We start from the raw sequence: 22,693 nt of genomic DNA on the forward strand, positions 1-22,693 counted from the left end.
TCCGGTGCTCGGAATACGGAAGGCGGGGCGGATGCCGGGGCGGGGTACGGCCAACGGGGCGCGCCCGCGTCAGCTCGTACGGCCCTTGGAGTCGAACAGCCGCATCCGGTCGAGGACGGCGTCGGCGGTCGGCGCGTGCAGCTCCTCGACTATGCGGCCGTCGGCGAGGAAGACCACCCGGTCCGCGTAGCTCGCGGCGACCGGGTCATGGGTGACCATCACGACCGTCTGCTGCATCGCCTGCACCGACTCGCGCAGAAAGCCCAGCACCTCGGCGCCGGAGCGGGAGTCGAGATTTCCGGTCGGCTCGTCCGCGAAGATGATCTCCGGCTGGGCGGCCAGCGCCCGCGCGACGGCGACCCGCTGCTGCTGGCCGCCGGAGAGCTGTGCCGGCCGGTGCGCCAGCCGCCCGGACAGGCCCACCGTCTCGATGACGGTGGTCAGCCACTGCCGGTCCGGCCGGCGGCCCGCGATGTCCATCGGCAGGGTGATGTTCTCCAGCGCGGTCAGCGTCGGCAGCAGATTGAACGCCTGGAAGATGAAGCCGATCTTGTCCCGGCGCAGCCGGGTCAGCTGCCGGTCGTTCAGCGACGCCAGCTCGGTGTCGCCGATGCGGGCGGAACCCGAGGAGATGCCGTCCAGCCCTGCCATGCAGTGCATCAGCGTGGACTTGCCGGAGCCGGAGGGGCCCATGATCGCCGTGAACCGGGCCTTGCCGAAGTCGACGGAGACGGAGTCCAGCGCGACCACGCGCGTCTCACCCGCTCCGTAGACCTTGCTCAGGTCGGTGGCGCGGGCGGCGACGGCCGAGGTGGCGGGGAAAGCGGGGGAACCGGGAAAGGCAGCGGCCGCGTGGGACACGGGGACTCCTGAAGGGGGACGGTCGAATCGATGTCCCCATTCTCGAATCCGCAGGCCAGCCCAGTCGTCAACCCAAGGGACCGAAAGCCGCACCGGCCGGAAGTGTGACGCCGGCCCCCGGCGTCATACCGTGGGGGGACCCGTGGCTGCCCTCCGGCCGACGCGCGGGGGCAGAGACCCTTAGGGGCGCTCCCGCCCGATCCGCTCCCAGAACGCCGCCAGGATCCCGTCGAGGAACGCGCGCCCCGCCTTGCCGGACTCCTCGGCGCCGCTCCCGCCGCCCCAGTTGAGCGTGCCGGCCATACCCGCCTGGTAGTCGCCGTGCAGCGCCTGCAGGACGTCCTGGATCTGCTCCTTGGGAAGCGCCACGAGCTTGCTGACCGGCCGCACATACGCCTGCCAGCGCGTGGTGACGGCGCTGGTCAGCAGCTCGGTCAGCTTCTCGTCACGGCCGGTGAACCGGAGCAGCGCGGGGGGCGGCAGCTCCAGCGCCTCGCCGAGCGCCGCGGCCTGCCGGTCGGTGCCGGTCCACTTCCCGCCCTCCTCCAGCCGCTCGTACGCCCGCTGGTCCATGCCGATCCGCATTGCCAGATCGCCCGCCGCGAGCCCGACCGCCATCCGGTACTCACGCAGCGTGTCGGGCGCCCCGAGCAGTTCCCCGGGTGAGCACCACAGCGCCCCCGCCAGCGCGGTCAGCTCCGCTTCGGTCGGCGCACTCTCACCGTGCTCCCACGCGACGACCATGGCAGGCACGACGCGCAGCCCGTAGGCGGCCGACATCCCGTACGCGACATGGGCGGGCGTCATGCCGAGGGCCTCGCGGAGCCGGCGGGCGGCCTCGGCGTTGAATGGGGGCCTGCGGGGCTCACTGTCGTGCGTGTTCACCGGCACACGGTAAGTGACGTGGTGCTTTCACACCTATGGTGTGAATGAACAAGTTGTTAACTCGTAGGTTTCCACGTCGGAAATGGGCGAGATCCCGTCCGCTGTGGTATGCGCCGTACCGGATGGACGGTACGGCGGACGTTTCGGCTGTGCCGGCCGCCGGCCTAACCCTTCACCGCTCCGCCCAGCGCGAACCCGCCGCCCAGCCGCCGCGCGATCAGGACGTACAGCAGGATCACCGGCGTCGAGTACAGGACGGAGAACGCGGCCAGTTCCCCGAACGCCACGCTGCCTTCGCTGCCGAAGAAGGTGAAGACGCTGACGGAGGCGGGAAGCTGCTCGGGGGAGAGCAGCAGCATGAAGGGGACGAAGAAATTGCCCCACATCATGATGAAGGTGTAGATCGTCACGACGGTGAGGCCGGGGCCCATCAGCGGCAGGATGATCCGCAGCAGGGTCTGCGCCCAGGAGGCGCCGTCCGTCCAGGCCGCCTCCTCCAGGGCCCGCGGCACGCCGTCCATGAAGTTCTTCATCAGCCAGATGGCGAACGGGAGCTGGGTCGCGGCCAGAAACAGCGCGGTGCCGTACATCGTGTCGATCAGGTTGACCTGGACGAAGAGTCCGTAGACCGGGACCATGATCGCAGTGATCGGCAGACAGGTCGAGAACAGGACGGTCAGCAGGTACGGGCGGCTGAAGCGGGCGCGGAACCGGGACAGCGGGTAGGCGGCCAGTGCCGCGCAGACGACCGAGAGCGCGGTGGCGCCGCCGCACAGCAGCAGGCTGTTGAGCATCGGCGTGAAGGTGATGTCGTCGGTCAGTACGGCCGAGAAGTTGTCCAGGGTGGGGGACTTGGGCAGCCGTACGCGCAGCGTCGCCTCGGTGTTGAGCGACGACAGCACCAGCCAGACCAGCGGGATCGCGAAGGCCGCCGCGACGGCCAGCAGGCCCGCGTCGGCGGCGAGGCGGCGGCGGTCCCCCCTGCGCCTCATCAGACCTCCTCGCGCATCAGACGCAGATAGACGGCCGAGAACAGCGCGCCCACCAGGAGCAGCAGCAGCGCCACCGCGGTGCCGTAGCCGATCAGGGACTTCAGGAACGCCTGGTCGTACATGAACACGGGGAGGGTCTGGCTGCGGTTGCCCGGACCGCCCCGCGTCATGACCCAGATCAGTCCGAAGACGGAGAGCGTCTGGAGGGTGTTGAGCATCAGGTTGGTGCCGATGGAGCGGCGGATCATCGGCAGCGTGATGTGCCACAGCCGCCGCAGCCCGCCCGCGCCGTCGACCGCGGCCGATTCGGTGACCTCCTGGGGGATGCCGTCCAGCGCCGCGGAGTAGATGAGCATCGAGAAGGCGGTGCCGCGCCAGACATTGGCGAACGACACGGCCAGGATGGGGAGGGTGAACAGCCAGTTCTGGGTGGGCAGTTGGAGCCATGCCAGGACGGCGTTGAGGGTACCGCGCCGCTCGAAGAAGCTGTAGAGCAGGAAACCGGCGACGATTTCCGGGAGCACCCAGGCGGTGATCACGATCGCGCCGGTGAGGGACCGCAGCGGCCGCGACGCGCGCCGCATCAGGCCCGCCAGTACGAGCCCGAGGGTGTTCTGGCCCAGGACCGAGGAGAGCACGGTGAACACCAGGGTGAGGACGACCGCGTTGAGGAAAGCGGGGTCGGTCAGGGCGTGCCGGAAGTTGGCCAGGCCGACGAAGGACGCCGATTCCTGGCCGGTCAGCTGGGTGTCGGTGAAGGCGATGTAGACGCAGTAGCCGATCGGGCCGGCGAGGAAGAGCAGAAGGAGGACGGTGGCCGGGGCGAGGGGGGACCAGCGCAGCAGACCTCTGCGGACGCGGGCCGTACGGGCCGTACGGACCGGGCGCGCGGCCCTGGCGGCGGCGCGGGTCATGGCTTGGCGACGACCTGGCCGTCCACGATGGACTTCAGCGCTTCGTCGTAGTCCTTGGCGGCCCGGCCGGGAGAGGCGGAGCCGGCGGTGACGGCCTCCATCGCCTCGCCGATGGCCGCGGAGACCTTGGGGTAGGCGGGCAGCGCAGGCCGGTACCGGCTGATCTTGACCAGGCCGGTGAAGAAGCCGATGCCGGGCACGGACCGCAGATAGCGCGGATCGCTCGCGACGTCCTTGCGGACCGCGATCTGCGCGCCCCGTACACACCACTCCAGGGCGTTCTTCTTCGACTGGAAGGTCTTGATCAGCTTCCAGGCCAGATCGGGCTGCTGGGACTTCTGCGGCACCGACCACGTCCAGCCGCCGGCCAGGCTGACCCGGCCGGGTGCGGCGCCGTGCTGGGTGGGGAACGGCGCCTGGCCGAGCGTCGTCGACCACTGGGGCCAGGGGTTGCCGCCGCCCGTCTTCTGCCACTGCTGGCCGAGCCAGGAACCGTCCAGGTCGATCGCGAGCTTCTCCTCGGGCAGCAGCTCGGCCGCCACATTGGTCTGGATGCCGGGGCTGAGCGCATCGGACACCTCGGGTCCGAGCTTCTCCCTGTAGACCGTGTCGATGAACGTCAGACTGTCCCGGAACCCCTTGCTGCCGGTGACCCATTTCTTCGTGCCCGGGTCATAGAGCTGATGCGCACCCGTGCCGTACAGCAGCATCTCGAAGCCCTGCATCACGGCGGCCTCGCCCGCGCCCTTGCCGGTGAAAACGTTCAGCGGGATGACGCCGGGGACCTTGTCCTTGACGGTGCGGGCCGCGTCCAGCACCTCGTCCCAGGTCCTGGGCCGCCAGTCGGCCGGCAGCCCCGCCTTCTTGAAGACCTTCTTGTTGAACCACAGCCCACGGGTGTCCGTGCCGTCCGGGACGCCGTACGTCCGGCCGTCCTGGGCCTTCGCCGCGGTCTTCGCGGTCGCCTCGAACTGCCGCCACTCCTGCCACTTGGCCAGATACGGGTCCAGGGGGCGCAGCAGTCCCGCCTTGATGTCGGAGTTGACGAGAAAGGTGTCCTCGTAGACCAGGTCCGGTGCGGTCTTCGGGGAGCGCATCATCTGCTGGATCTTGGTGTAGTAGTCGTTCTCCGACGCCTGGATCGGGATGAGCTTGACCTTCTTGCCCGGGTTGGCCTTCTCGAATTCCTTCGCCACGAGCGCGATGTACTGGTCGCGGACCAGGACCTTGCCGTTGGTGTCCTTGATGAAGGCGACCTTGACGGTGTTCCGGTCGCTCCCGGACCCGTTGCCGCAGGCGGTGAGCGTACCGGCGGCCACGACGGCGGCGGTGAGCAGAATCAGCGGGGCGGTGGGGCGCACGGCACGACCTCCAACTAACCACGGTCAACTAACCACGGCGTACTGCCCGCTGAAAGTAAGTCACCGCTCACAGCCGGTCAATGGCCCGACCAGCGATAGCGCAATTCCGGGCGGCCCACCTGGCCGTACTGCGGAGCGCGGGCCGCCCGGCCGCTCTCGACGAGATGTTCCAGATAGCGGCGGGCGGTGATCCGGGAGATCCCGACGTCGGCGGCCGCCTCCGCCGCCGTCAGCCCGCCCTCGGCGGCCCGCAGGACATCCGTCACCGCGCGCAGGGTGGCCGCGGTCAGCCCCTTGGGCAGCGCGGCCGGCCGCGGCGAGCGCAGCGCGGCGATCGCCCGGTCCACCTCGTCCTGGCCGCTGGCCTCGCCCGCGGTGGCCCGGAACGCGGCGTAACGGGTGAGCCGGTCGCGCAAGGTGGCGAAGGTGAAGGGCTTCAGTACGTACTGCACCACGCCGAGCGAGACCCCCTCGCGCACCATCGCCAGATCGCGGGCCGAGGTGACGGCGATGATGTCGGCGGTGTGCCCGGCCGCGCGCAGCGTCCGGACCAGGTGCAGCCCGTGGCCGTCGGGCAGATACAGGTCGAGCAGCAGCAGGTCGACGGCGTACTGGTCGAGATGGCGGCGGGCGTCACCCATGGAGTGCACGGTGCCGGAGACGGTGAAGCCGGGCACCCGCCCGACGTACAGGGCGTGCGCGTCGGCGGCGACCGGATCGTCCTCGACGACGAGGACCCGGATATCGGAGTGCCGGCCGTCGGGGGTCCGGCCGTCGGGGGTGCTCACCGGGCACCTCCTCTCGTGGCGTGCAGCGGCAGCCGTACGGTGAACCGCGCGCCGCCCTCCGGCGCCCGGTCGAGGGTGAGGGTGCCGCGGTTGCGGCGCACGGCCTGCCTGACGAGGGCGAGGCCCAGACCGTGGCCCGTGCCGGCCTTAGTGGACCAGCCCCGCCGGAAGATCTCCCGCGTGGCGTCCGCGGCCACGCCGGGACCGTTGTCGGCGACGCACAGCAGCAGTTCGCCGTCCGTCGCCCGCGCGGTGACCTGTACGGCGGGGCGCCCCGAGGCGCGGTTGGCCGGGGCAGGGGCCGTTGGTGGTCCCGCCCGGAAGGCGGTCTCCGACCAGACGACTACCGCCGCTCGGGGCGGGGCGGCGGCGTCGAGGGCGTTGTCGATGAGGTTGCCCAGCACGGTCACCAGGTCCCGGGCGGGCAGATCGGGCGGCAGCAGCCCGTCGTCGATCCGGCTGTCGGGGGTCAGGGTCAGCTCGACGCCCCGCTCATTCGCCTGCGCGGCCTTGCCGAGCAGCAGCGCCGCGAGCACCGGCTCGGCGACCGCGCCGACGACCTGATCCGTCAGCGCCTGCGCCAGCTCCAGTTCGGCGGTCGCGAAATCCACCGCCTCCTCGGCCCGGCCCAGCTCGATCAGCGAGACCACGGTGTGCAGCCGGTTGGCGGCCTCATGGGCCTGCGAGCGCAGCGCCTCGGCGAAGCCCCGTACGGAGTCCAACTCGCCCGACAGCGCCTGGAGTTCGGTGTGATCGCGCAGGGTGACGACACTGCCGCGGTGCTCGCCTCCGGAGACGGGTGCGCAGTTGACGACCAGGACCCGCTCGGCGGTCAGATGCAGCTCGTCGACGCGCGGGCCCGGCGCGAGCAGCGCCTCGGTCAGCGGCTGCGGCAACCCCAGCTCCGTGACGAGACGGCCCACGGCGTCGTCGGACAGTCCCAGCAGCTCCCGCCCGCCGTCATTGATCAAGGCGACCCGGCGCTGTCCGTCGAGCAGCAGCAGCCCCTCGCGCACCGCGTGCAGCGCGGCCTGGTGGTAGTCGTGCATCCGGCTCAGCTCGGCGGCGTTCATTCCGTGGGTGTGCCGCCGCAGCCGGGCATTGATCACATACGTGCCCAGCCCGCCCAGCGCCAGCGCACCCGCCGCGACCCCGATCACCGGCGGCACCTGGTCCCGCAGCTGCTCGCTGATCGTCTCGATGGTGATCCCGGCGCTGACCAGCGCGGTGATCCGGCCGCCGCGCCGCGGATCACGGACCGGCGCGACGACCCGTACGGACGGCCCGAGCACCCCCATGTGCGTCTCGGGCACGATCCGGCCGTGCAGCGCCGGCCCGATGTGCCCCAGGTACTTCTTGCCGATCGCGGACGGCTCGGGGTGCGTCCAGCGCGTCTTGTCCGGCGCCATCACCACCACGAAGTCGACGCCCGCATCGCGCCGCAGCCGCTCCGCGTACGGCTGGAGCGCGGCCGTCGGATCCTTCGTGCGGGCCGCCGCCACGACCACCGGGGAATCGGCGACGGTGGTGGCCACGGCTGTCGCCTGCCGCCGCGCGGTCTGCTCCGCCTGCCGCTGCGCGCTCAGATACGCGAACAGCGCACAGCCCGCCACGACCGCCGCCACCAGCACCACCTGCATGGCGAACAGCTGCCCGGCCAGACTGCGCGGGCCGCGCAGCCGCCTGGGCGGCCGGGGAGGGGGGAGTCGCATACAGAACAGTCTGCACGGTCACTTTCGCGGCGGGCGCACGGCCACTTTTACGTGAACGAAATGCACGCAAGGGTGACGGGCGCCACAGCGGCGTGCATAGTCGCCGGGACTCGCTGTGCACAGAGCCGCAGATCAGCGCACAGCCGTATCCCGAGGAGGCAGCCGTGGCTGCACAGACCCCGCCGCGTGGGGGCACCACCGAGGAGTCCGCACCCAAGAAGCGGGACCGTACCCACTTTCTCTACATCGCCGTGATCGGCGCGGTGCTGCTCGGCATCATCGTGGGCTTTGCCGCGCCCGGCGTCGCCGTCCAGCTCAAGCCGCTCGGCACCGGGTTCGTGAACCTCATCAAGATGATGATTTCGCCGGTCATCTTCTGCACCATCGTGCTGGGCGTCGGCTCGGTGCGTAAGGCCGCCAAGGTCGGCGCGGTCGGTGGTCTGGCCCTCGGCTACTTCATGGTGATGTCCACCGTCGCGCTGGCCATCGGCCTGGTGGTCGGCAACATCCTGGATCCCGGATCCGGCCTGCACCTGACCGAGACCGTAAGGCACGCGGGCCAGGCGCAGACCGAGGGCGGCGGCGAGAGCCTGCCCGAGTTCCTGCTCGGCATGATCCCGACCACGCTGGTCTCCGCCTTCACCAAGGGCGAGGTGCTGCAGACGCTGCTGGTGGCGCTGCTGGTCGGCTTCGGGCTGCAGGCGCTGGGCTCGGCGGGCGAGCCGGTACTGCGCGGCGTCGGGCACCTCCAGAAGCTGGTCTTCCGGGTGCTGGCGATGATCATGTGGGTGGCGCCGGTGGGTGCCTTCGGCGCGATCGCGGCGGTGGTCGGCGAGACCGGCCTGGACGCGCTGAAGTCGCTGGCCGTCATCATGGTCGGCTTCTACACCACCTGCCTGCTGTTCGTGATCGTGGTGCTCGGCACGCTGCTCCGCCTCGTCGCCGGCGTCAACATCTTCCGGCTGCTGAAGTACCTGGCCCGCGAATTCCTGCTGATCCTGTCCACCTCGTCCTCGGAGTCGGCGCTGCCCAGGCTGATCGCGAAGATGGAGCACCTGGGCGTCAGCAAGCCGGTGGTCGGCATCACCGTCCCCACCGGCTACAGCTTCAACCTGGACGGCACCGCCATCTACCTGACGATGTCCTCGCTGTTCGTCGCCGAGGCCATGGGCAAGCCGCTGCCGGTCGGCCAGCAGATCTCGCTGCTGGTCTTCATGATCATCGCCTCGAAGGGCGCCGCGGGCGTCACCGGCGCGGGCCTGGCCACGCTGGCCGGCGGCCTCCAGTCGCACCGTCCCGAACTGGTCGACGGCGTCGGCCTGATCGTCGGCATCGACCGCTTCATGAGCGAGGCACGGGCGCTCACCAACTTCGCGGGCAACGCGGTGGCCACGGTCCTGGTCGGCACCTGGACCAAGGAGATCGACAAGGCCCGGGTGACCGAGGTGCTTGCCGGGCGCATGCCGTTCGACGAGAAGACGCTCGCCGTCGACACACACGGCGAGCCGGGGGTACCCATCCCGGCGCCCACGGCTCCGGCCAACGTCTGAATTGTCGCCCCACGTTGTCGGCCGTCCCGCCGTGGTGGTTGTTCGCCGTGGCGCCTGCGGCGGGCGTGGGTTTGTCGGGTGCGGTACCACGCCTCCGGACTTCGTCCTGCGGCGCGGCCCCTCCCACGGGTGGGTGGAAAGAAGGGTCGGTGGGGGCGTGCGATGAGGGTCCGGTGCACCTGAGATCCACAGGGCACAGCTGACCACTGACGTGCATCCCCACCGGCCCTCTTCTCCCACCCTCAACGGGGAGGGGGCGGGCCGTAGCGGCGGAGCCGTGTAGGTCCGGTCCCGCAGCCGAACAGCCCCGCGCAGCGGCACCGCCCGCCGCAGGCGCCACGGCGAAGAACTCCCACGGCGGGACGGCCGACAACGTGGGGCCAAGCCAAAGCGCAGCGGACGGACTACGTGGGGAGGAACCACACCGTGGCCAGCGGAGGAAGGACGGCCGCAACGGAGGCGTCCCGGCCGTTCCACGGAGTGGGATCGGCCTTGAGCGGGTCCGGGTTGACGACACCGCTGCCGCCATAGCGGAGCGCATCCGTGTTGAGGACCTCGCGCCAGGCGGGGATCCGGTCGGGGACGCCGAGGCGGTAGGCGTGGCGGACGACGGGGGAGAAGTTGCTGACGGCGATCAGGGGGGTGCCGTCGGCGGCATGGCGGACGAAGGAGAGGACATTGTCCTCGCCGGCATCGCCGTCGATCCAGGAGAAGCCGGCCGGGTCGGTGTCGCGTTCCCACAGCGCCGGCGCGTCCGCATAGCACCGGTTGAGGTCGCGTACGAGATCGCGTACGCCCCGGTGGTCCGGCTCCGCCTCGTACGACGGGTCCAGCAGCCACCAGTCCGGGCCATGGCTCTCCGCCCACTCCGCGCCCTGCGCGAACTCCTGTCCCATGAAAAGGAGTTGCTTGCCGGGGTGGGCCCACATGTAGCCGAGGTAGGCGCGGTGGGTGGCGCGCTGCTGCCACCAGTCGCCGGGCATCTTCGACACCAGCGACCGCTTGCCGTGCACCACCTCGTCGTGGGAGATCGGCAGCACATAGTTCTCGGAGTAGGCGTAGATCATGGAGAACGTCATCTCGCCGTGGTGGTACTTGCGGTGCACCGGCTCCTTGGAGACGTAGACGAGGGAGTCGTGCATCCAGCCCATGTTCCACTTCAGCCCGAAGCCCAGGCCGCCGAAGCCGCCGGGCCCGACGTGGTGCGTGGCGCGGGTGACGCCGTCCCAGGCGGTGGATTCCTCGGCGATGGTGACGACGCCGGGGCAGCGGCGGTAGACGGTCGCGTTCATCTCCTGGAGGAAGGCGACCGCGTCGAGGTTCTCCCGGCCGCCGTGGACGTTCGGGGTCCAGCCGCCCTCCTCGCGGGAGTAGTCGAGGTAGAGCATGGAGGCGACGGCGTCCACGCGCAGGCCGTCGATGTGGAACTCCTCGCACCAGTACACGGCGTTGGCGACCAGGAAGTTACGGACCTCGGTGCGGCCGTAGTCGAACTCCAGGGTGCCCCAGTCCGGGTGCGCGGCCCGTGCCGGGTCCTGGTGCTCGTACAGCGGCCGTCCGTCGAACTCCGCCAGCGCCCAGTCGTCGCGCGGGAAGTGCGCGGGCACCCAGTCCATCAGGACACCGATGCCGGCCCGGTGCAGCGCGTCGATGAGGTACCTGAAGTCGTCCGGGGTGCCCATCCTGGCGGTGGGCGCGTAGAAGCCGGTCACCTGATAGCCCCACGAGCCGCCGAAGGGGTGCTCGGAGACGGGCATCAGCTCGACATGGGTGAAGCTCAAGTCCTTTACGTAGGCGGTCAGTTGGACGGCCAGCTGGCGGTAGGTGAGGCCGGGGCGCCAGGAGGGGAGGTGCACCTCGTAGACGGAGAACGGGGCCTGGTGCACGGGCCGCTCACCGCGCCGCGCCATCCAGTCGGCGTCCTTCCAGCGGTAGTGCGACTCCTCCACGACCGAGGCATTGGCGGGCGGGCACTCCGTCCGCCGGGCCATCGGGTCGGCGCGTACGGTCGTCGAGCCGTCCGGCCGGGTGATCTCGAACTTGTACAGCTCACCCTCGCCGACACCCGGCACGAACAGTTCCCAGACGCCGCACGAGCCCAGCGACCGCATCGGAAAGCCGGTGCCGTCCCAGAAGTTGAAGTCGCCGACGACCCGCACGCCCCGGGCGTTGGGCGCCCAGAGAGTGAAGCGGGTGCCGGTCACGCCCTGGTGGTCCATGGTCCGCGCGCCCAGTGCCCGCCACAGCTGCTCGTGCCGGCCCTCCCCGAACAGATGCAGGTCCAGCTCACCGAGCGCGGGCAGAAAGCGGTACGGATCCTGCACCGTCACGGTGTTGTCGTCGTACTCCACCAGCAGCTCGTAATCGGGGATGGCGCGCAGCGGCAGCACCCCGGCGAACAGCCCGTCGCCCTCGGCGTGCAGAGCGGCGCGCAGCCCCTTCGCCACGACGGTGACGCCCTTGGCGTACGGCCGCAGGACCCGGAAGAGCAGCCCGCCGCGCACCGGGTGTGCGCCGAGCAGCCCGTGCGGATCGTGATGGGCGCCGCCCAGCAGCCGGCCCCGGTCCTCGTCGCCGAGCGGGGCGGCGGCCCGCACACCATGGCTCGCGGCCTTGGGCTTCGCCGTACGGGACGTGACGGAGGGCCGGGCGGTACGGGTGGCCGCGACGGCCCGGGACGCGGGCGGGCGGCCGCCCGGCGCACGCTCGCCGCTCCCCGCGGGTTCGCCGGTCGCGTCCTGGCCGGGCCCGGGATCGGCAGGGGTACGGCGGGACGGCGGCGATCCTGCGGGGGATGGCGAAGCGGTTCCTGCCGGGTCGGTGGTGGCAGACGGGCGGGCGGTCACGTGGGGTGCCTCCTCGGGGCGGGGCGTCGGTCGGATCTCGGGTGGTGGCGCGGTGGCGGGGGGACGGTTCCTCTGCGGCCCCCTCACCCGCGGCCGTCGGGCCCGCAGGCACCGTTGTCCGCCGCCAGCCGCCGGATGGCGGCCATCGGTACGGCCAGCCAGTCGGGCCGGTGCCGGGCCTCGTACAGCACCTCGTAGACGGCCTTGTCGGTCTCGTAGGCCCGCATCAGCTCGGGCGCCGACCGCGGGTCGAGGCCGCCCGCCTCGGCATAGCCCAGGCAGTAGGCCTCACGGGTGCGGCGCGCCCACTCCAGCGACCAGGGGTCGCCGCCGGCCTGCCCGCTGCGCGCCGCGTAGTCGAAGGAGCGCAGCATCGCGGCGACATCGCGCAGCGCCGGCTGCAGGCGGCGGCGCTCCACCAGCGGCCGGGCCGGCTCGCCCTCGAAGTCGATCAGCGACCAGCGGCCCTCGTCGGCGGAGCGCAGCGTCTGGCCCAGATGCAGATCGCCGTGGATGCGCTGGGCGGCCCAGCTGCGGCCGTCGTGGCCGACGACGGCGAGCGCGTCGAACGCCGCCCGCAGACGGTCGCGATAGGGCTGGAGCACGGGCACCGCGCGGGCGGTGGCCTCCAGCCGCGCGTTCATCCGGGCGGCGATCGCGGTCAGCTGCGGGCGGTGCAGTTCGGTGGTCGGCAGCGTCTGGGCGAGCGCGGTGTGCACCTCGGCGGTGGCATGGCCCAGCGCCCGCGCCGAGCCGGTGAAGTCGGCCCGTACGGCCAGCGCGTTGAGCGCCAGCTGCCAGCCGTCCGCGGAGCCCGGCAGATACGGCTGGAGGACCCCCAGCGTGGTCGGCTCGCCGCCCTCCTCGGCGGCTTCGGCCTCGTACCACGCCACGGGGGCGGGCACCCGCGCGCACTTGGCGTCGGCGAGCGCGCGGGGCAGCTCCAGATCCGGGTTGAGGCCGGGCGCGATCCGCCGGAAGACCTTCAGGATGTAGCAATCCCCGTACACGATCGAGGAGTTGGACTGCTCGACGGCGATCGGCCGGGCCGGCAGCCCGGAGGGGAGGTCCTGGCCCGGCTCGCGGCAAAAGCGCAGCGCGCCGATCCGGCCGGGCACCCGCAGCCGCTCCAGCAGCAGCGCGCACAGCCGGTTGTCGAGCAGCGCGTCGTAGACGGTACGGCCGCGCAGCGGGCCGCCGGCCGGCCGGCCGATCGCGGCGGGCGCCAGCTGCGGCGGCAGTGCGGGGTGTACCCCCAGCAGGAGTTGATAGCAGTCACCCGCGACGGTCGCCCGGCTCGGCGGCGCCGACTGCTGGGCGCGCACGAGCAGCTGCAGTATTCCCGGTGTGCCGCCGTCGGCGGTGCACGGCAGCAGTTCGGTCGCCGAGACCAGCGAGAAGCCGGTGATCAGCCGTCCCTTGCCGGCGAACCAGCGCTGGCGGGGCACCCATTCGGCGAGCAACGGCACGAGCGAGGACAGCAGATCGGGTGCGGCGACGAGCGGGCGGTCAGGGGTTTTTCGGGTGGCACGGGTCGAGGCGGTGTCCGACATGGCGTCGCGTCCTTTCCCCGGGCACACGACAGATAGCCCAAAGTGTCCCGGAATGCGGCCTTGACTGTGCGGCGGCGCGGTGGGGGTACCCCCAGACGGAGTCCGGGGGGCCTCACGCGAGGATCGTCCGTACGGCAGCGGTGTGGTGCGACATGCGCTGCCTGCGTTGCGCGGCGGTCTCCAGGGCCCCGGAGACCGGCCGCCCTTGCTCGCCCGGCCCGTGCGGTAGTAGGGAGACTGCCCGAGCGAAAGGTCAAAAAACGCCCGTACGCGCGTGCGGCCGCGTACGGGCGGATTTCTGGGGGCCCGTGCCCGGTGGGGCGGCCCCGTTCAGGCGGCGTTTCTGCGCAGCCGGAACCAGTAGAAGCCGTGGCCCGCGAGGGTGAGCAGGTACGGCAGTTCGCCGATGGGCGGGAAGCGGACGCCGCCGATCAGCTCGACCGGATGACGGCCGTTGAACGCCTGGAGGTCCAGCTCCGTCGGCTGCGCGAAGCGCGAGAAGTTGTTCACGCACAGCACCAGGTCGTCGTCCGCGCCGCCGCTGCCGGGCGATTCCCGCAGATAGGCCAGTACCGCCGGATTGCTGGAGGGGAGTTCGGTGTAGCTGCCGAGCCCGAACGCCGGATTCTGCTTACGGATCTCGATCATGCGGCGGGTCCAGTGCAGCAGCGACGACGGTGAACTCATCGCCGCCTCGACATTGGTGACCTGGTAGCCGTAGACGGGATCCATGATGGTCGGCAGCGAGAGCCGGCCCGGATCGCAGGAGGAGAATCCGGCGTTACGGTCCGGCGTCCACTGCATCGGGGTGCGCACCGCATCGCGGTCGCCGAGCCAGATGTTGTCGCCCATGCCGATCTCGTCGCCGTAGTAAAGAATCGGCGAGCCGGGCAGTGACAGCAGCAGGGCCGTGAAGAGTTCGATCTGGTTGCGGTCGTTGTCGAGCAGCGGGGCCAGCCGCCGGCGGATACCGATATTGGCCCGCATCCGCGGGTCCTTCGCGTACTCCGCGTACATGTAGTCGCGCTCTTCGTCCGTGACCATTTCGAGGGTCAGCTCGTCGTGGTTGCGCAGGAAGATGCCCCACTGGCAGCCGGACGGAATCGCCGGGGTCTTGGCGAGGATTTCCGATACCGGGTAGCGGGATTCGCGGCGTACCGCCATGAAGATCCGGGGCATGACCGGGAAGTGGAACGCCATATGGCATTCGTCGCCGCCGACGGCGTAGTCGCCGAAGTAGTCGACGACGTCCTCCGGCCACTGATTGGCCTCGGCCAGCAGCACGGTGTCCGGATAATGCGCATCGATCTCGGCGCGGACCCGCTTGAGGAAGGCGTGCGAGGCGGGCAGGTTCTCGCAGTTGGTGCCCTCCTCGGCGTACAGATACGGCACCGCGTCCAGCCGGAAACCGTCGATGCCCAGGTCGAGCCAGAACCGCAGGGCCGAGATCATCTCCTCCTGGACCGTCGGGTTCTCGTAGTTGAGATCCGGCTGGTGGGAGAAGAAGCGGTGCCAGTAGTACTGCTTGCGCACCGGATCGAAGGTCCAGTTGGAGGCTTCGGTGTCGACGAAAATGATCCGGGCGTCGCCGTATTGCTTGTCGTCGTCGGCCCAGACGTAATAGTCGCCGTACGGCCCCTCCGGGTCGGTGCGGGACTCCTGGAACCACGGGTGCTGATCGCTGGTGTGGTTCATCACCATATCGATGATGACCCGCATACCGCGGTGGTGCGCGGCGTCCACGAATTCCACGAAGTCGGCGAGGTCGCCGAACTCCGGGAGCACCGAGGTGTAGTCGGAGACATCGTATCCGCCGTCCCGCAGCGGGGATTTGAAGAAGGGCGGGAGCCAGAGGCAGTCCACCCCCAGCCATTGCAGATAGTCGAGCTTGGCCGTGATGCCCTTGAGATCCCCGATGCCGTCGCCATTGCTGTCCTGGAACGACCGCACCAGGACTTCATAGAAAACGGCCCGTTTGAACCAGTCGGGATCGCGGTCCTTCGCCGGTGTGTCCTCGAACGTGTCGGGGACAGGCTCATTGACGATCAATTGGGTGACCCTCCGATCGGTGAGGACGGTCGCAGTGACAGCACATGAGCGGGCGCGAGCGAGCGGCCCGGCTCCAGGCGCACATAGTTGTCCCTGCCCCAGTGGTAGGTGTCGCCGGTGAGCTCGTCGCGCACCGGCAAGGAATCGTGCCGGCCGAGGCCGAGTTCCGGCATGTCCAACGACACCGTCGCCTCGTGGGTGTGGTGCGGGTCGAGGTTGACCACTGTGAGCACCGTGTCGGCTTTGTCCCCGTGTCCCGCGCGCTTGGAGAACGCGATCACGGAGTCGTTGTCGACGTGGTGGAAGTGCAGGTTGCGCAGCTGCTGGAGCGCGGGATGGCGCCTTCGGATGCGGTTGAGCGCGGTGATGAGCGGCGCGATGGTACGCCCTTCGCGGGCCGCCGCATCCCAGTCACGCGGCCTGAGTTGGTACTTCTCCGAGCCGAGGTACTCCTCGCTTCCCTGGTGCAGCCCGGTCGCCTCGCACAGCTCATATCCGGCGTAGACACCCCAGTTGGGCGAGAGGGCGGCGGCCAGTACGGCACGGATCTCGAAGGCCGCGCGGCCGCCGTCCTGGAGGTAGGCGTGCAGGATGTCCGGTGTGTTGACGAAGAAGTTGGGCCGCAGATAGTCGGCACTCGCGCCGGACAGTTCGGTGAGGTACTCGGTGAGCTCCTGCTTGCTGTTGCGCCAGGTGAAGTAGGTGTACGACTGGTGGAAGCCGATCTGGGCGAGGGTGTGCAGCATCGCGGGGCGGGTGAACGCCTCGGCCAGGAACAGCACATCGGGGTCGGTGCGGGCGATGTCGGCGAGCACCTTCTCCCAGAACACCACCGGCTTGGTGTGCGGGTTGTCGACACGGAAGATCCGTACGCCCTTGGCCATCCAGAAGCGCAGCAGCCGCTCCGTCTCGCGCACCAGCCCCCGGAAGTCGGTGTCGAAGGCGAGAGGGTAGATGTCCTGGTACTTCTTCGGCGGGTTCTCCGCGTAGGCGATGGAGCCGTCGGCGCGATGGTGGAACCACTGCGGGCGCTGCTCGACCCAGGGGTGGTCGGGGGAGCACTGCAGCGCGAAGTCCAGGGCCACCTCCATGCGCAGATCGCGGGCGGTGCGCACGAAGTGGTCGAAGTCCTCGAAGGTGCCCAGGTCCGGGTGGAGGGCGTCGTGGCCGCCGTCGGAGGAGCCGATCGCCCAGGGGGAGCCGACGTCGTCGGGGCCGGCGGACAGCGCGTTGTCGGGGCCCTTGCGGAAGGCGGTCCCGATGGGGTGGACGGGGGGCAGATAGACGACGTCGAATCCCATCGCGGCGACGGCGGGCAGCCGTTCGGCGGCGGTGCGCAGGGTGCCGCTGATGACGCTGCCGTCCGGCGCGGTGATGGCGCCCTCGGAGCGCGGGAAGAGCTCGTACCACGAGCCGTACAGGGCCCGTCTGCGCTCGACGGCCAGCGGCATGGGCCGGGAGACGGTGAGCAGTTCGCGCAGCGGGTGGCGGTCCAGCGCCTCGGTGACCTGGGGTGCGAGGGCGGCGGCGAGACGGGTGGCGGCGGGGAGTTCGCCGTTGCGCAGCGTGTCCACGGCGGACAGCACCGCCTCGCGGCCGTCGCTCTTGGGGACGTCGGTGGCGGCCCGTTCGTGGAGGGCGGCGCCCTCGGTGAGCATCAGCTCGGTGTCGATGCCCGCCGGAATCTTGATCGCGGCGTGCCGGCGCCAGGTGGTGACCGGATCGGACCAGGCCTCGACGGTGTAGGTCCAGCGGCCCTCGAGGCCGGGGGTGACCTCGGCGGTCCACCGGTCGGTGCCGGGCGCGGCCTCGCGCATCGGGGTCCAGGGTCCGCAGCGGCCGGCGGGATTGCGCAGCACCACATTGGCGGCGACCGCGTCATGGCCTTCCCGGAATACGGTGGCCGAGACCTCCAGTGTCTCTCCGACCACCGCCTTCGCCGGGCGGCGGCCGCAATCGATCTGCGGGCGGATGTCCAGAACAGGGATGCGACCGATCATGGGCTCACCTGGGCTAGTGATACTTTGCGGGGTTTTGTCCTTTGTATCCGCTCCACGGTAGGGGGACGGGGTCCGGGCATGGGCGCTCCTGTCCGCTTTCACTCGGTTGGCGGTGGGTGCGGCGGGCCGGGCCGTTGCCTGCGGACCTGCCGAGGGCAGCGGCGTATGCGGTGAGCCTGCCCCGGAGGGGCGGCCGGGCAATCCGGTTCGCCGGTGAACTACTCGTTCGTAACCCCTCGCCCGTCGTGACCCGTCGGGCATACCCCGGAACTCTCGCGGGGCGGGGCGCAACTGCGGTGACACATGCGGGTCGCCTCCTCAACTCAGGTGAATCACAAGAGATTTGGATCACAAGGGAGGTGCGGTGTGCGGATGTCCGGTGCCGCGCCGGGGCCCGTCGGCGTCACACCGCAGCCTCTCGCCAGGAGGGGGTCGGTACAAGAGCGCATGAGGGGGTGGAATCAGCCATATCGACGGACGCGGCGGTACGGGCGGTCGCCGAGCGGGCCCGAGGGGAGGAGTCGCCGTCTCACCTGTCGCCCGCACTGGCGTCAACTGCCTTGCGTTCAGCGTCGGTTGGGTGCCTCGGGCGGACCCGGAAACGCGCGAAGGCGGTGCCCGGAGGGAATCCGGACACCGCCCACTGATGAGGTCACGTCACCCCGGAGCGATCGGCGAGCGATCGAACACCGGTGGCGGCGGCCTGTTCGGCGTATGCGACCTACGTGTTACTTGACCGCGACGCCGACCCACGCGGACTCGACGCCCTTGACCTCGGCGCTGTCCTTGCCGTAGAGGTCGGTGGCGGCCTTGACGGTCGCCTCACGGGCGGCCTTGTAGTCGGTGTTCGAGGTCATGTACTCGGTCAGGGCCTTGAACCAGATCTTCTCGGCCTTGTCCCGGCCGATGCCGGCGACCTTGGAGCCGTCGGCCGTCGGGCTGTCGTACTTGACGCCACCGATCTCCTTCGGGCCGCTGCCCTCGGACAGCAGGTAGAAGAAGTGGTTGGCGACACCCGAGGAGTAGTGCGGGTCCAGGCCACCGGTCTCGGAGTCCCAGAAGTCCTTCGACTGGCCGTCCTTGGACGGCTTGTCCATGTAGCGCAGCGGGGTGCCGTCGCCGTTGATGTTGATCTTCTCGCCGATGAGGTAGTCGCCCGGGTCCTTGTCGTTCTTGGCGTAGAACTCGACCGAGGTGCCGAAGATGTCCGAGGTGCCCTCGTTCAGACCGCCGGACTCGCCGCTGTAGGTGAGGTTGGCGGTGGCCGAGGTGACACCGTGCGACATCTCGTGCGCCGCGACGTCCAGGGCGGTCAGCGGGGCCTTGTTGTCCTGGCCGTCGCCGTAGGTCATGCAGAAGCAGCTGTCGTCCCAGAAGGCGTTGACGTAGCTGTTGCCGTAGTGGACGCGCGAGGAGGCACCCTTGCCGTCGCCCTTGATGCCGGCGCGGCCGTGCACGGTCTTGTAGTAGTCCCAGGTCTCGGCCGCGCCGTAGTGCGCGTCGACGGCCGCGGTCTGCGGGTCGTCGGGCTTGCCGGTGCCCCAGTTGTCGTCGTCGTCCGTGAACGGCTCGCCGTCGCCGCTCTCGCTGTTCTTGAGGTTGGTGGTCTTGTGGCCACCGCGCCCGTCATCGGTCAGCGTGAACTTGCTGCCGTCCTTCTTGGTGCCGAGCTCGACGCTGCCGCTGAACTCGCTCTCGCCCTTGCCGGTGTGGATCTCGTCGTACTGGAAGAGCTTCTTGCCGCTGTTGGCGTCGGTGATGACGTGCAGCCGGCTGGGCGTGCCGTCCTTCTTGACGCTGGAGACGACGGTGTCGTACGCGAGGACGGGGCTGCCGGAGGCGGCCCAGACGACCTTGCGGGCGGTCTTGGTGGTGGCCGACTTCGCGCCGATGGTCTTGGCCGCCACGCCCTGCGCCGACTTCTGCGCGACAGAGGGGGCGATCTTCGCCGTGGTGGAGGCGACCTTGATGGTCTTCTCGGTGGACTTGGTGGTGCTCTTGATCGCGCCGCCCTTGGCGGTGTGCACGACCATGTCGCCGCCGAGGACCGGCAGTCCGGCATAGGTGCGCTCGTAGCGGGTGTGCGTGGTGCCGTTGGCGTCCTTGATGACGTCCTTGACGACCAGCTTCTCCTGCGAACCGAGGCCGAGCGACGCGGCGGTCTGTGCCTTGGTGGCGGCCGCGTCACGCAGCAGCTCGGCGCGGTGCGAGGCGCTCAGGATCTGCGGCTGGCCGCCCAGTGCCTTGGGCTGCGGCGCCGTCGAGGCGCCGGCGGTACCGACGGTGATGCCGGCGGCCAGCAGGGCCGCGGCGGCGATGGCGGTACCGGTCACACGGGTCTTACGAGATATGCGGGGGGTCACGCGTGCTCCTTCAACTTTGCCAAGTGGTGGGGGTGCAAAGCGATGCGGGTGTGACGTGCGTCGGGAAGACTGCCATTCGAACGCGTGCATGTCAGGAGGATGTTAAAAGGTTGGCTGAAAATCGTCCGTAGAGAGAGGACCGCTGTTCGTATAACGGAAAGGGGCGCCGCCCCCGAAGATCCGGGAACGACGCCCAACTCGCTTTCTCGGCAGGTCAGTTACCGTGAGAGCCGGTCACCGCACTGCCTCTCGCATACGAAGGTGACGCTTCGGTGCCGCAACGGCGTCAGAAAGTGAGCTTCCAGCCGTTGATGTAGCCCGAGTCCTGCGCGTAGACATCCTGGACCCGCAGCTTCCAGGTGCCGCTCGCCGCCTTCGAGGAGGCGTTGACGGTGTAGGTCGTCTTGACGTTGGCCGCCGAGTCGAGCGCGCTGGAGTTCTTCAGCCGGTACGTCGTACCGTCCGGCGCGATCAGATCGATGACCAGGTCACCGCGGTAGGAGTGGACGATGTCCACCGCGACCTTCAGCGTGCTCGGCGCATTGCCGCTGCGGCTGACGGTGATCGGTGAGGTGACCGCCGCGCCCGCGTCCGGGATCTGCACATCGTCGGCGTTCTCGAAGACATTGCCGCCGCCGGCCGGGTTGACCGTCCAGGTGAAGGCGGTGGTGCCGGTCTTCTTCGCGGAGTCGGTAACCGTCACCGTGACATTGCCGGTCCCGGCGGTGGTCGGAGTACCGGAGATCAGACCGGTGCTCGCGTTGAGGGACAGCCCGGCGGGCAGTCCGCTCGCCGCGTACGACAGTGCGCCCGCCGTCCCGCTGGTGGCCTTGATCTGCAGGCTCGCCGCCTGGCCCACGGTGCTGGTCTGGTTGCCCGGGTTGGTGACGGTGACCCCGCCGCCGTCCGGGACGCGGGAGCCGACGTTGACCGCCGCCCAGGTGTTGGCGACCGTGTTGTACGACGCGCTGCCCTGGCCGAAGAGGTCCGCCGCGGCCTGCAGGGTGGCGGTGCGGGCGGCCGCGTAGTTGGTGTTGGCGCTCATGTACTGGCTGAGTGCCTTGAACCACACCTTCTCGGCGTTGGCCCGGCCGATGCCCGGGACCGGCAGATTGTCGAAGGTCGGGCTGTCGTAGTGGACGCCGCCGATGTCCTTCGGGCCGCTGCCCTCGGACAGCAGGTAGAAGAAGTGGTTGGCGACACCGGAGGAGTAGTGGACGTCCTTGTTGCCGACGTCGCTGGACCAGTAGTCGGCCGAGCCGCCGTCCTTGCTGGGCTTGTCCATGTAGCGCAGCGGCGTGCCGTCGCCGTTGATGTCGATCTTCTCGCCGATGAGGTAGTCACCGGGGTCGGCGGCGTTGTTGGCGTAGAACTCCACCGCCGTACCGAAGATGTCCGAGGTCGCCTCGTTGAGGCCGCCGGACTCGCCGCTGTACTCCAGGCCCGCGGTGTTGGAGGTGACGCCGTGCGACATCTCGTGGCCGGCCACGTCGATGGCGGTCAGCGGGGCGGCGTTGCCGCTGCCGTCGCCGTACGTCATGCAGAAGCAGCCGTCGTCCCAGAAGGCGTTGACGTAGCTGTTGCCGTAGTGGACGCGGGAGTAGGCGCCGACGCCGTCACCGCGGATGCCGCTGCGGCCGTGCACGTTCTTGTAGTAGTCCCAGGTCTCCTGCGCGCCGTAGGCGGCATCCACGCCGGCGGTCTGGGCGTTCTGCGGCGTACCGTCGCCCCAGGTGTCGTCCGCGTCGGTGAAGAGCGTGCCCGTCCCGGAGGACCCGTGCTTGAGGTCGTAGGTCTTGTGGTTGCCGCGGGTGGGGTCCGTCATCGAGAAGCTGGGGGCCGACCCCGACGTCCCGATGGTGACCTTGCCGCTGTACTCGCTGTTGCCGACGCCGTTCTCGATCCCCTGGTACTGGAAGATCCTGGCGCCGGTCGTGGCGTCCGTAATGACGTGCAGCTGGTTGGGCGTGCCGTCGTCCTGCAGCCCGCCGACCACCGTCTCGTACGCGAGGACCGGCTTGCCGTCGGCGACCCAGACCACTTTGCGCGGTGTCGTGGCGGGCGCGGTCTTCTTCGACCCCAGCGCCTGCGCCGACTTGACGGCCTTCGCCGCGGCCGCCGCCGGCGTCACCTTCGCCGTGGTGCTCGCGACCTTGAGCTGCGAGCGCACGGCCTTGGTGACGCCCTTGAGCGCGCCGGCCTTGCTCTCGTGCACCACGAGGTCACCGCCGAGGACGGGCAGTCCGGCGTAGGTGCGCTCGTAGCGGGTGTGGACCGTGCCGTCGGCATCCTTCGAGACGTCCTTGACGACCAGCTTCTCCTGCGCGCCGAGCTTGAGCCGCTCGGCGGTGCGCGCGGTGGTGGCGCGGGCCTGCCGTATCAGCTCCGCACGCTGGGACGGGGACAGCTTGGCCGGCAGTGCGCCGGGGTCGGGCGCGGCATGCGCGGTGCCCGGCCGCGGGGCGGCCGCCGTGCCGGTGCCGGCCTGAACGCCGACGGCCAGCATCGCCGTGACGGCGACCAGTGCGCCGGTCGCAACGGCGCGTCTATGGGGGGTGCGTCTCACACTGACTCCTTCTGCGGTGGCCGCGACGTGACGGTGCGGCCGAGGGGGACCGGGCGGCGGAGCGGCCGTCCGGGCAGAGCGAGGCAGAACACATGGAGCGTGTGGGGGGAGACGTACGAATGTGCTTGAGGTGCTGGTTGTGCTCGAGGTGCCGGTGGTGCGGGCTGCCGCCGGGATGGGGCTGTGGGGGCCCGTGCGGCGGTTGCGGGGAAGAGTCCCACCGGAGACGGGCAGTTGTCAGGCTCCGTTCAAG

At 70.1% G+C, this 22,693-nt stretch carries 14 protein-coding genes; 1 reads left to right on the top strand and 13 read right to left on the bottom strand.

Annotation, left to right across the window (positions count from 1 at the left end):
* Window positions 1-69: 69 nt before the first annotated feature.
* From ACZ4S3_RS10145 to ACZ4S3_RS10175, 7 genes are all read right to left on the bottom strand, one after another.
* Window positions 70-861 (bottom strand): ABC transporter ATP-binding protein, encoded by a 792-nt coding sequence (locus ACZ4S3_RS10145; RefSeq protein WP_467929489.1) that lies wholly within the window; start codon window positions 859-861, stop codon window positions 70-72.
* Between the two features lie 180 nt (window positions 862-1,041).
* A complete protein-coding gene (locus tag ACZ4S3_RS10150; protein ID WP_467929494.1) occupies window positions 1,042-1,752 on the bottom strand; it encodes a helix-turn-helix domain-containing protein in 711 nt (236 codons plus the stop codon).
* A gap of 158 nt (window positions 1,753-1,910) precedes the next feature.
* A complete protein-coding gene (locus tag ACZ4S3_RS10155; protein WP_467929499.1) occupies window positions 1,911-2,738 on the bottom strand; it encodes a carbohydrate ABC transporter permease in 828 nt (275 codons plus the stop codon).
* Window positions 2,738-3,652, bottom strand: a complete 915-nt coding sequence (locus ACZ4S3_RS10160; RefSeq protein ID WP_467929502.1) for a carbohydrate ABC transporter permease — start codon at window positions 3,650-3,652, stop codon at window positions 2,738-2,740. The genes ACZ4S3_RS10155 and ACZ4S3_RS10160 overlap by 1 nt, the downstream gene beginning before the upstream one ends.
* Window positions 3,649-5,013 (bottom strand): extracellular solute-binding protein, encoded by a 1,365-nt coding sequence (locus tag ACZ4S3_RS10165; RefSeq protein WP_467929505.1) that lies wholly within the window; start codon window positions 5,011-5,013, stop codon window positions 3,649-3,651. The genes ACZ4S3_RS10160 and ACZ4S3_RS10165 overlap by 4 nt, the downstream gene beginning before the upstream one ends.
* Window positions 5,014-5,090: 77 nt before the next feature.
* Window positions 5,091-5,801, bottom strand: coding sequence for a response regulator (locus ACZ4S3_RS10170; protein WP_467929509.1), 711 nt, complete (start codon window positions 5,799-5,801; stop codon window positions 5,091-5,093).
* Complete coding sequence (locus ACZ4S3_RS10175) at window positions 5,798-7,513, bottom strand: sensor histidine kinase (RefSeq protein ID WP_467929511.1); 1,716 nt, start codon at window positions 7,511-7,513, stop codon at window positions 5,798-5,800. Before ACZ4S3_RS10175 ends, ACZ4S3_RS10170 begins: the two co-directional genes overlap by 4 nt.
* 164 nt (window positions 7,514-7,677) lie before the next feature.
* On the opposite strand from ACZ4S3_RS10175, the gene ACZ4S3_RS10180 reads away from it, so the two are divergent.
* Window positions 7,678-9,063, top strand: coding sequence for a cation:dicarboxylate symporter family transporter (locus tag ACZ4S3_RS10180; protein ID WP_467929515.1), 1,386 nt, complete (start codon window positions 7,678-7,680; stop codon window positions 9,061-9,063).
* 404 nt (window positions 9,064-9,467) lie between these two features.
* Here the strand turns inward: ACZ4S3_RS10180 and glgB are convergent, their stop codons facing one another.
* The 6 genes from glgB to ACZ4S3_RS10210 form a co-directional block, all read right to left on the bottom strand.
* Window positions 9,468-11,909 carry a 1,4-alpha-glucan branching enzyme gene (gene glgB / locus ACZ4S3_RS10185; protein WP_467929519.1) on the bottom strand — a complete coding sequence of 814 codons (2,442 nt, stop codon included), beginning with the start codon at window positions 11,907-11,909 and terminating at the stop codon, window positions 9,468-9,470.
* An 83-nt stretch (window positions 11,910-11,992) separates the two neighbouring features.
* Complete coding sequence (locus ACZ4S3_RS10190) at window positions 11,993-13,462, bottom strand: maltokinase N-terminal cap-like domain-containing protein (RefSeq protein WP_467929523.1); 1,470 nt, start codon at window positions 13,460-13,462, stop codon at window positions 11,993-11,995.
* Window positions 13,463-13,792: 330 nt separating this feature from the next.
* The gene (gene treS / locus ACZ4S3_RS10195) at window positions 13,793-15,511 is read right to left on the bottom strand and encodes a maltose alpha-D-glucosyltransferase (protein ID WP_467929527.1); all 1,719 of its coding nucleotides are present in this window, start codon (window positions 15,509-15,511) and stop codon (window positions 13,793-13,795) included.
* A complete protein-coding gene (locus ACZ4S3_RS10200; protein ID WP_467929531.1) occupies window positions 15,508-17,511 on the bottom strand; it encodes an alpha-1,4-glucan--maltose-1-phosphate maltosyltransferase in 2,004 nt (667 codons plus the stop codon). Before ACZ4S3_RS10200 ends, treS begins: the two co-directional genes overlap by 4 nt.
* A 728-nt stretch (window positions 17,512-18,239) precedes the next feature.
* Window positions 18,240-19,874: a M4 family metallopeptidase gene (locus ACZ4S3_RS10205; protein ID WP_467929533.1), complete on the bottom strand. Its 1,635-nt coding sequence runs from the start codon at window positions 19,872-19,874 to the stop codon at window positions 18,240-18,242.
* Window positions 19,875-20,160: 286 nt separating this feature from the next.
* Window positions 20,161-22,440: a M4 family metallopeptidase gene (locus tag ACZ4S3_RS10210; protein ID WP_467929537.1), complete on the bottom strand. Its 2,280-nt coding sequence runs from the start codon at window positions 22,438-22,440 to the stop codon at window positions 20,161-20,163.
* Between the last annotated feature and the right edge of the window lie 253 nt (window positions 22,441-22,693).

This window comes from Streptomyces sp. NPDC028368 (genome assembly GCF_055565615.1).

Bases quoted from the DNA above. Each gene is read 5' to 3' on its own strand.
- ACZ4S3_RS10155 (WP_467929499.1), bottom strand. From the start codon at position 2,738: ATGAGGCGCAGGGGGGACCGCCGCCGCCTCGCCGCCGACGCGGGCCTG.
- ACZ4S3_RS10160 (WP_467929502.1), bottom strand. From the start codon at position 3,652: ATGACCCGCGCCGCCGCCAGGGCCGCGCGCCCGGTCCGTACGGCCCGT.
- ACZ4S3_RS10175 (WP_467929511.1), bottom strand. From the start codon at position 7,513: ATGCGACTCCCCCCTCCCCGGCCGCCCAGGCGGCTGCGCGGCCCGCGC.
- ACZ4S3_RS10190 (WP_467929523.1), bottom strand. From the start codon at position 13,462: ATGTCGGACACCGCCTCGACCCGTGCCACCCGAAAAACCCCTGACCGC.
- ACZ4S3_RS10200 (WP_467929531.1), bottom strand. From the start codon at position 17,511: ATGATCGGTCGCATCCCTGTTCTGGACATCCGCCCGCAGATCGATTGC.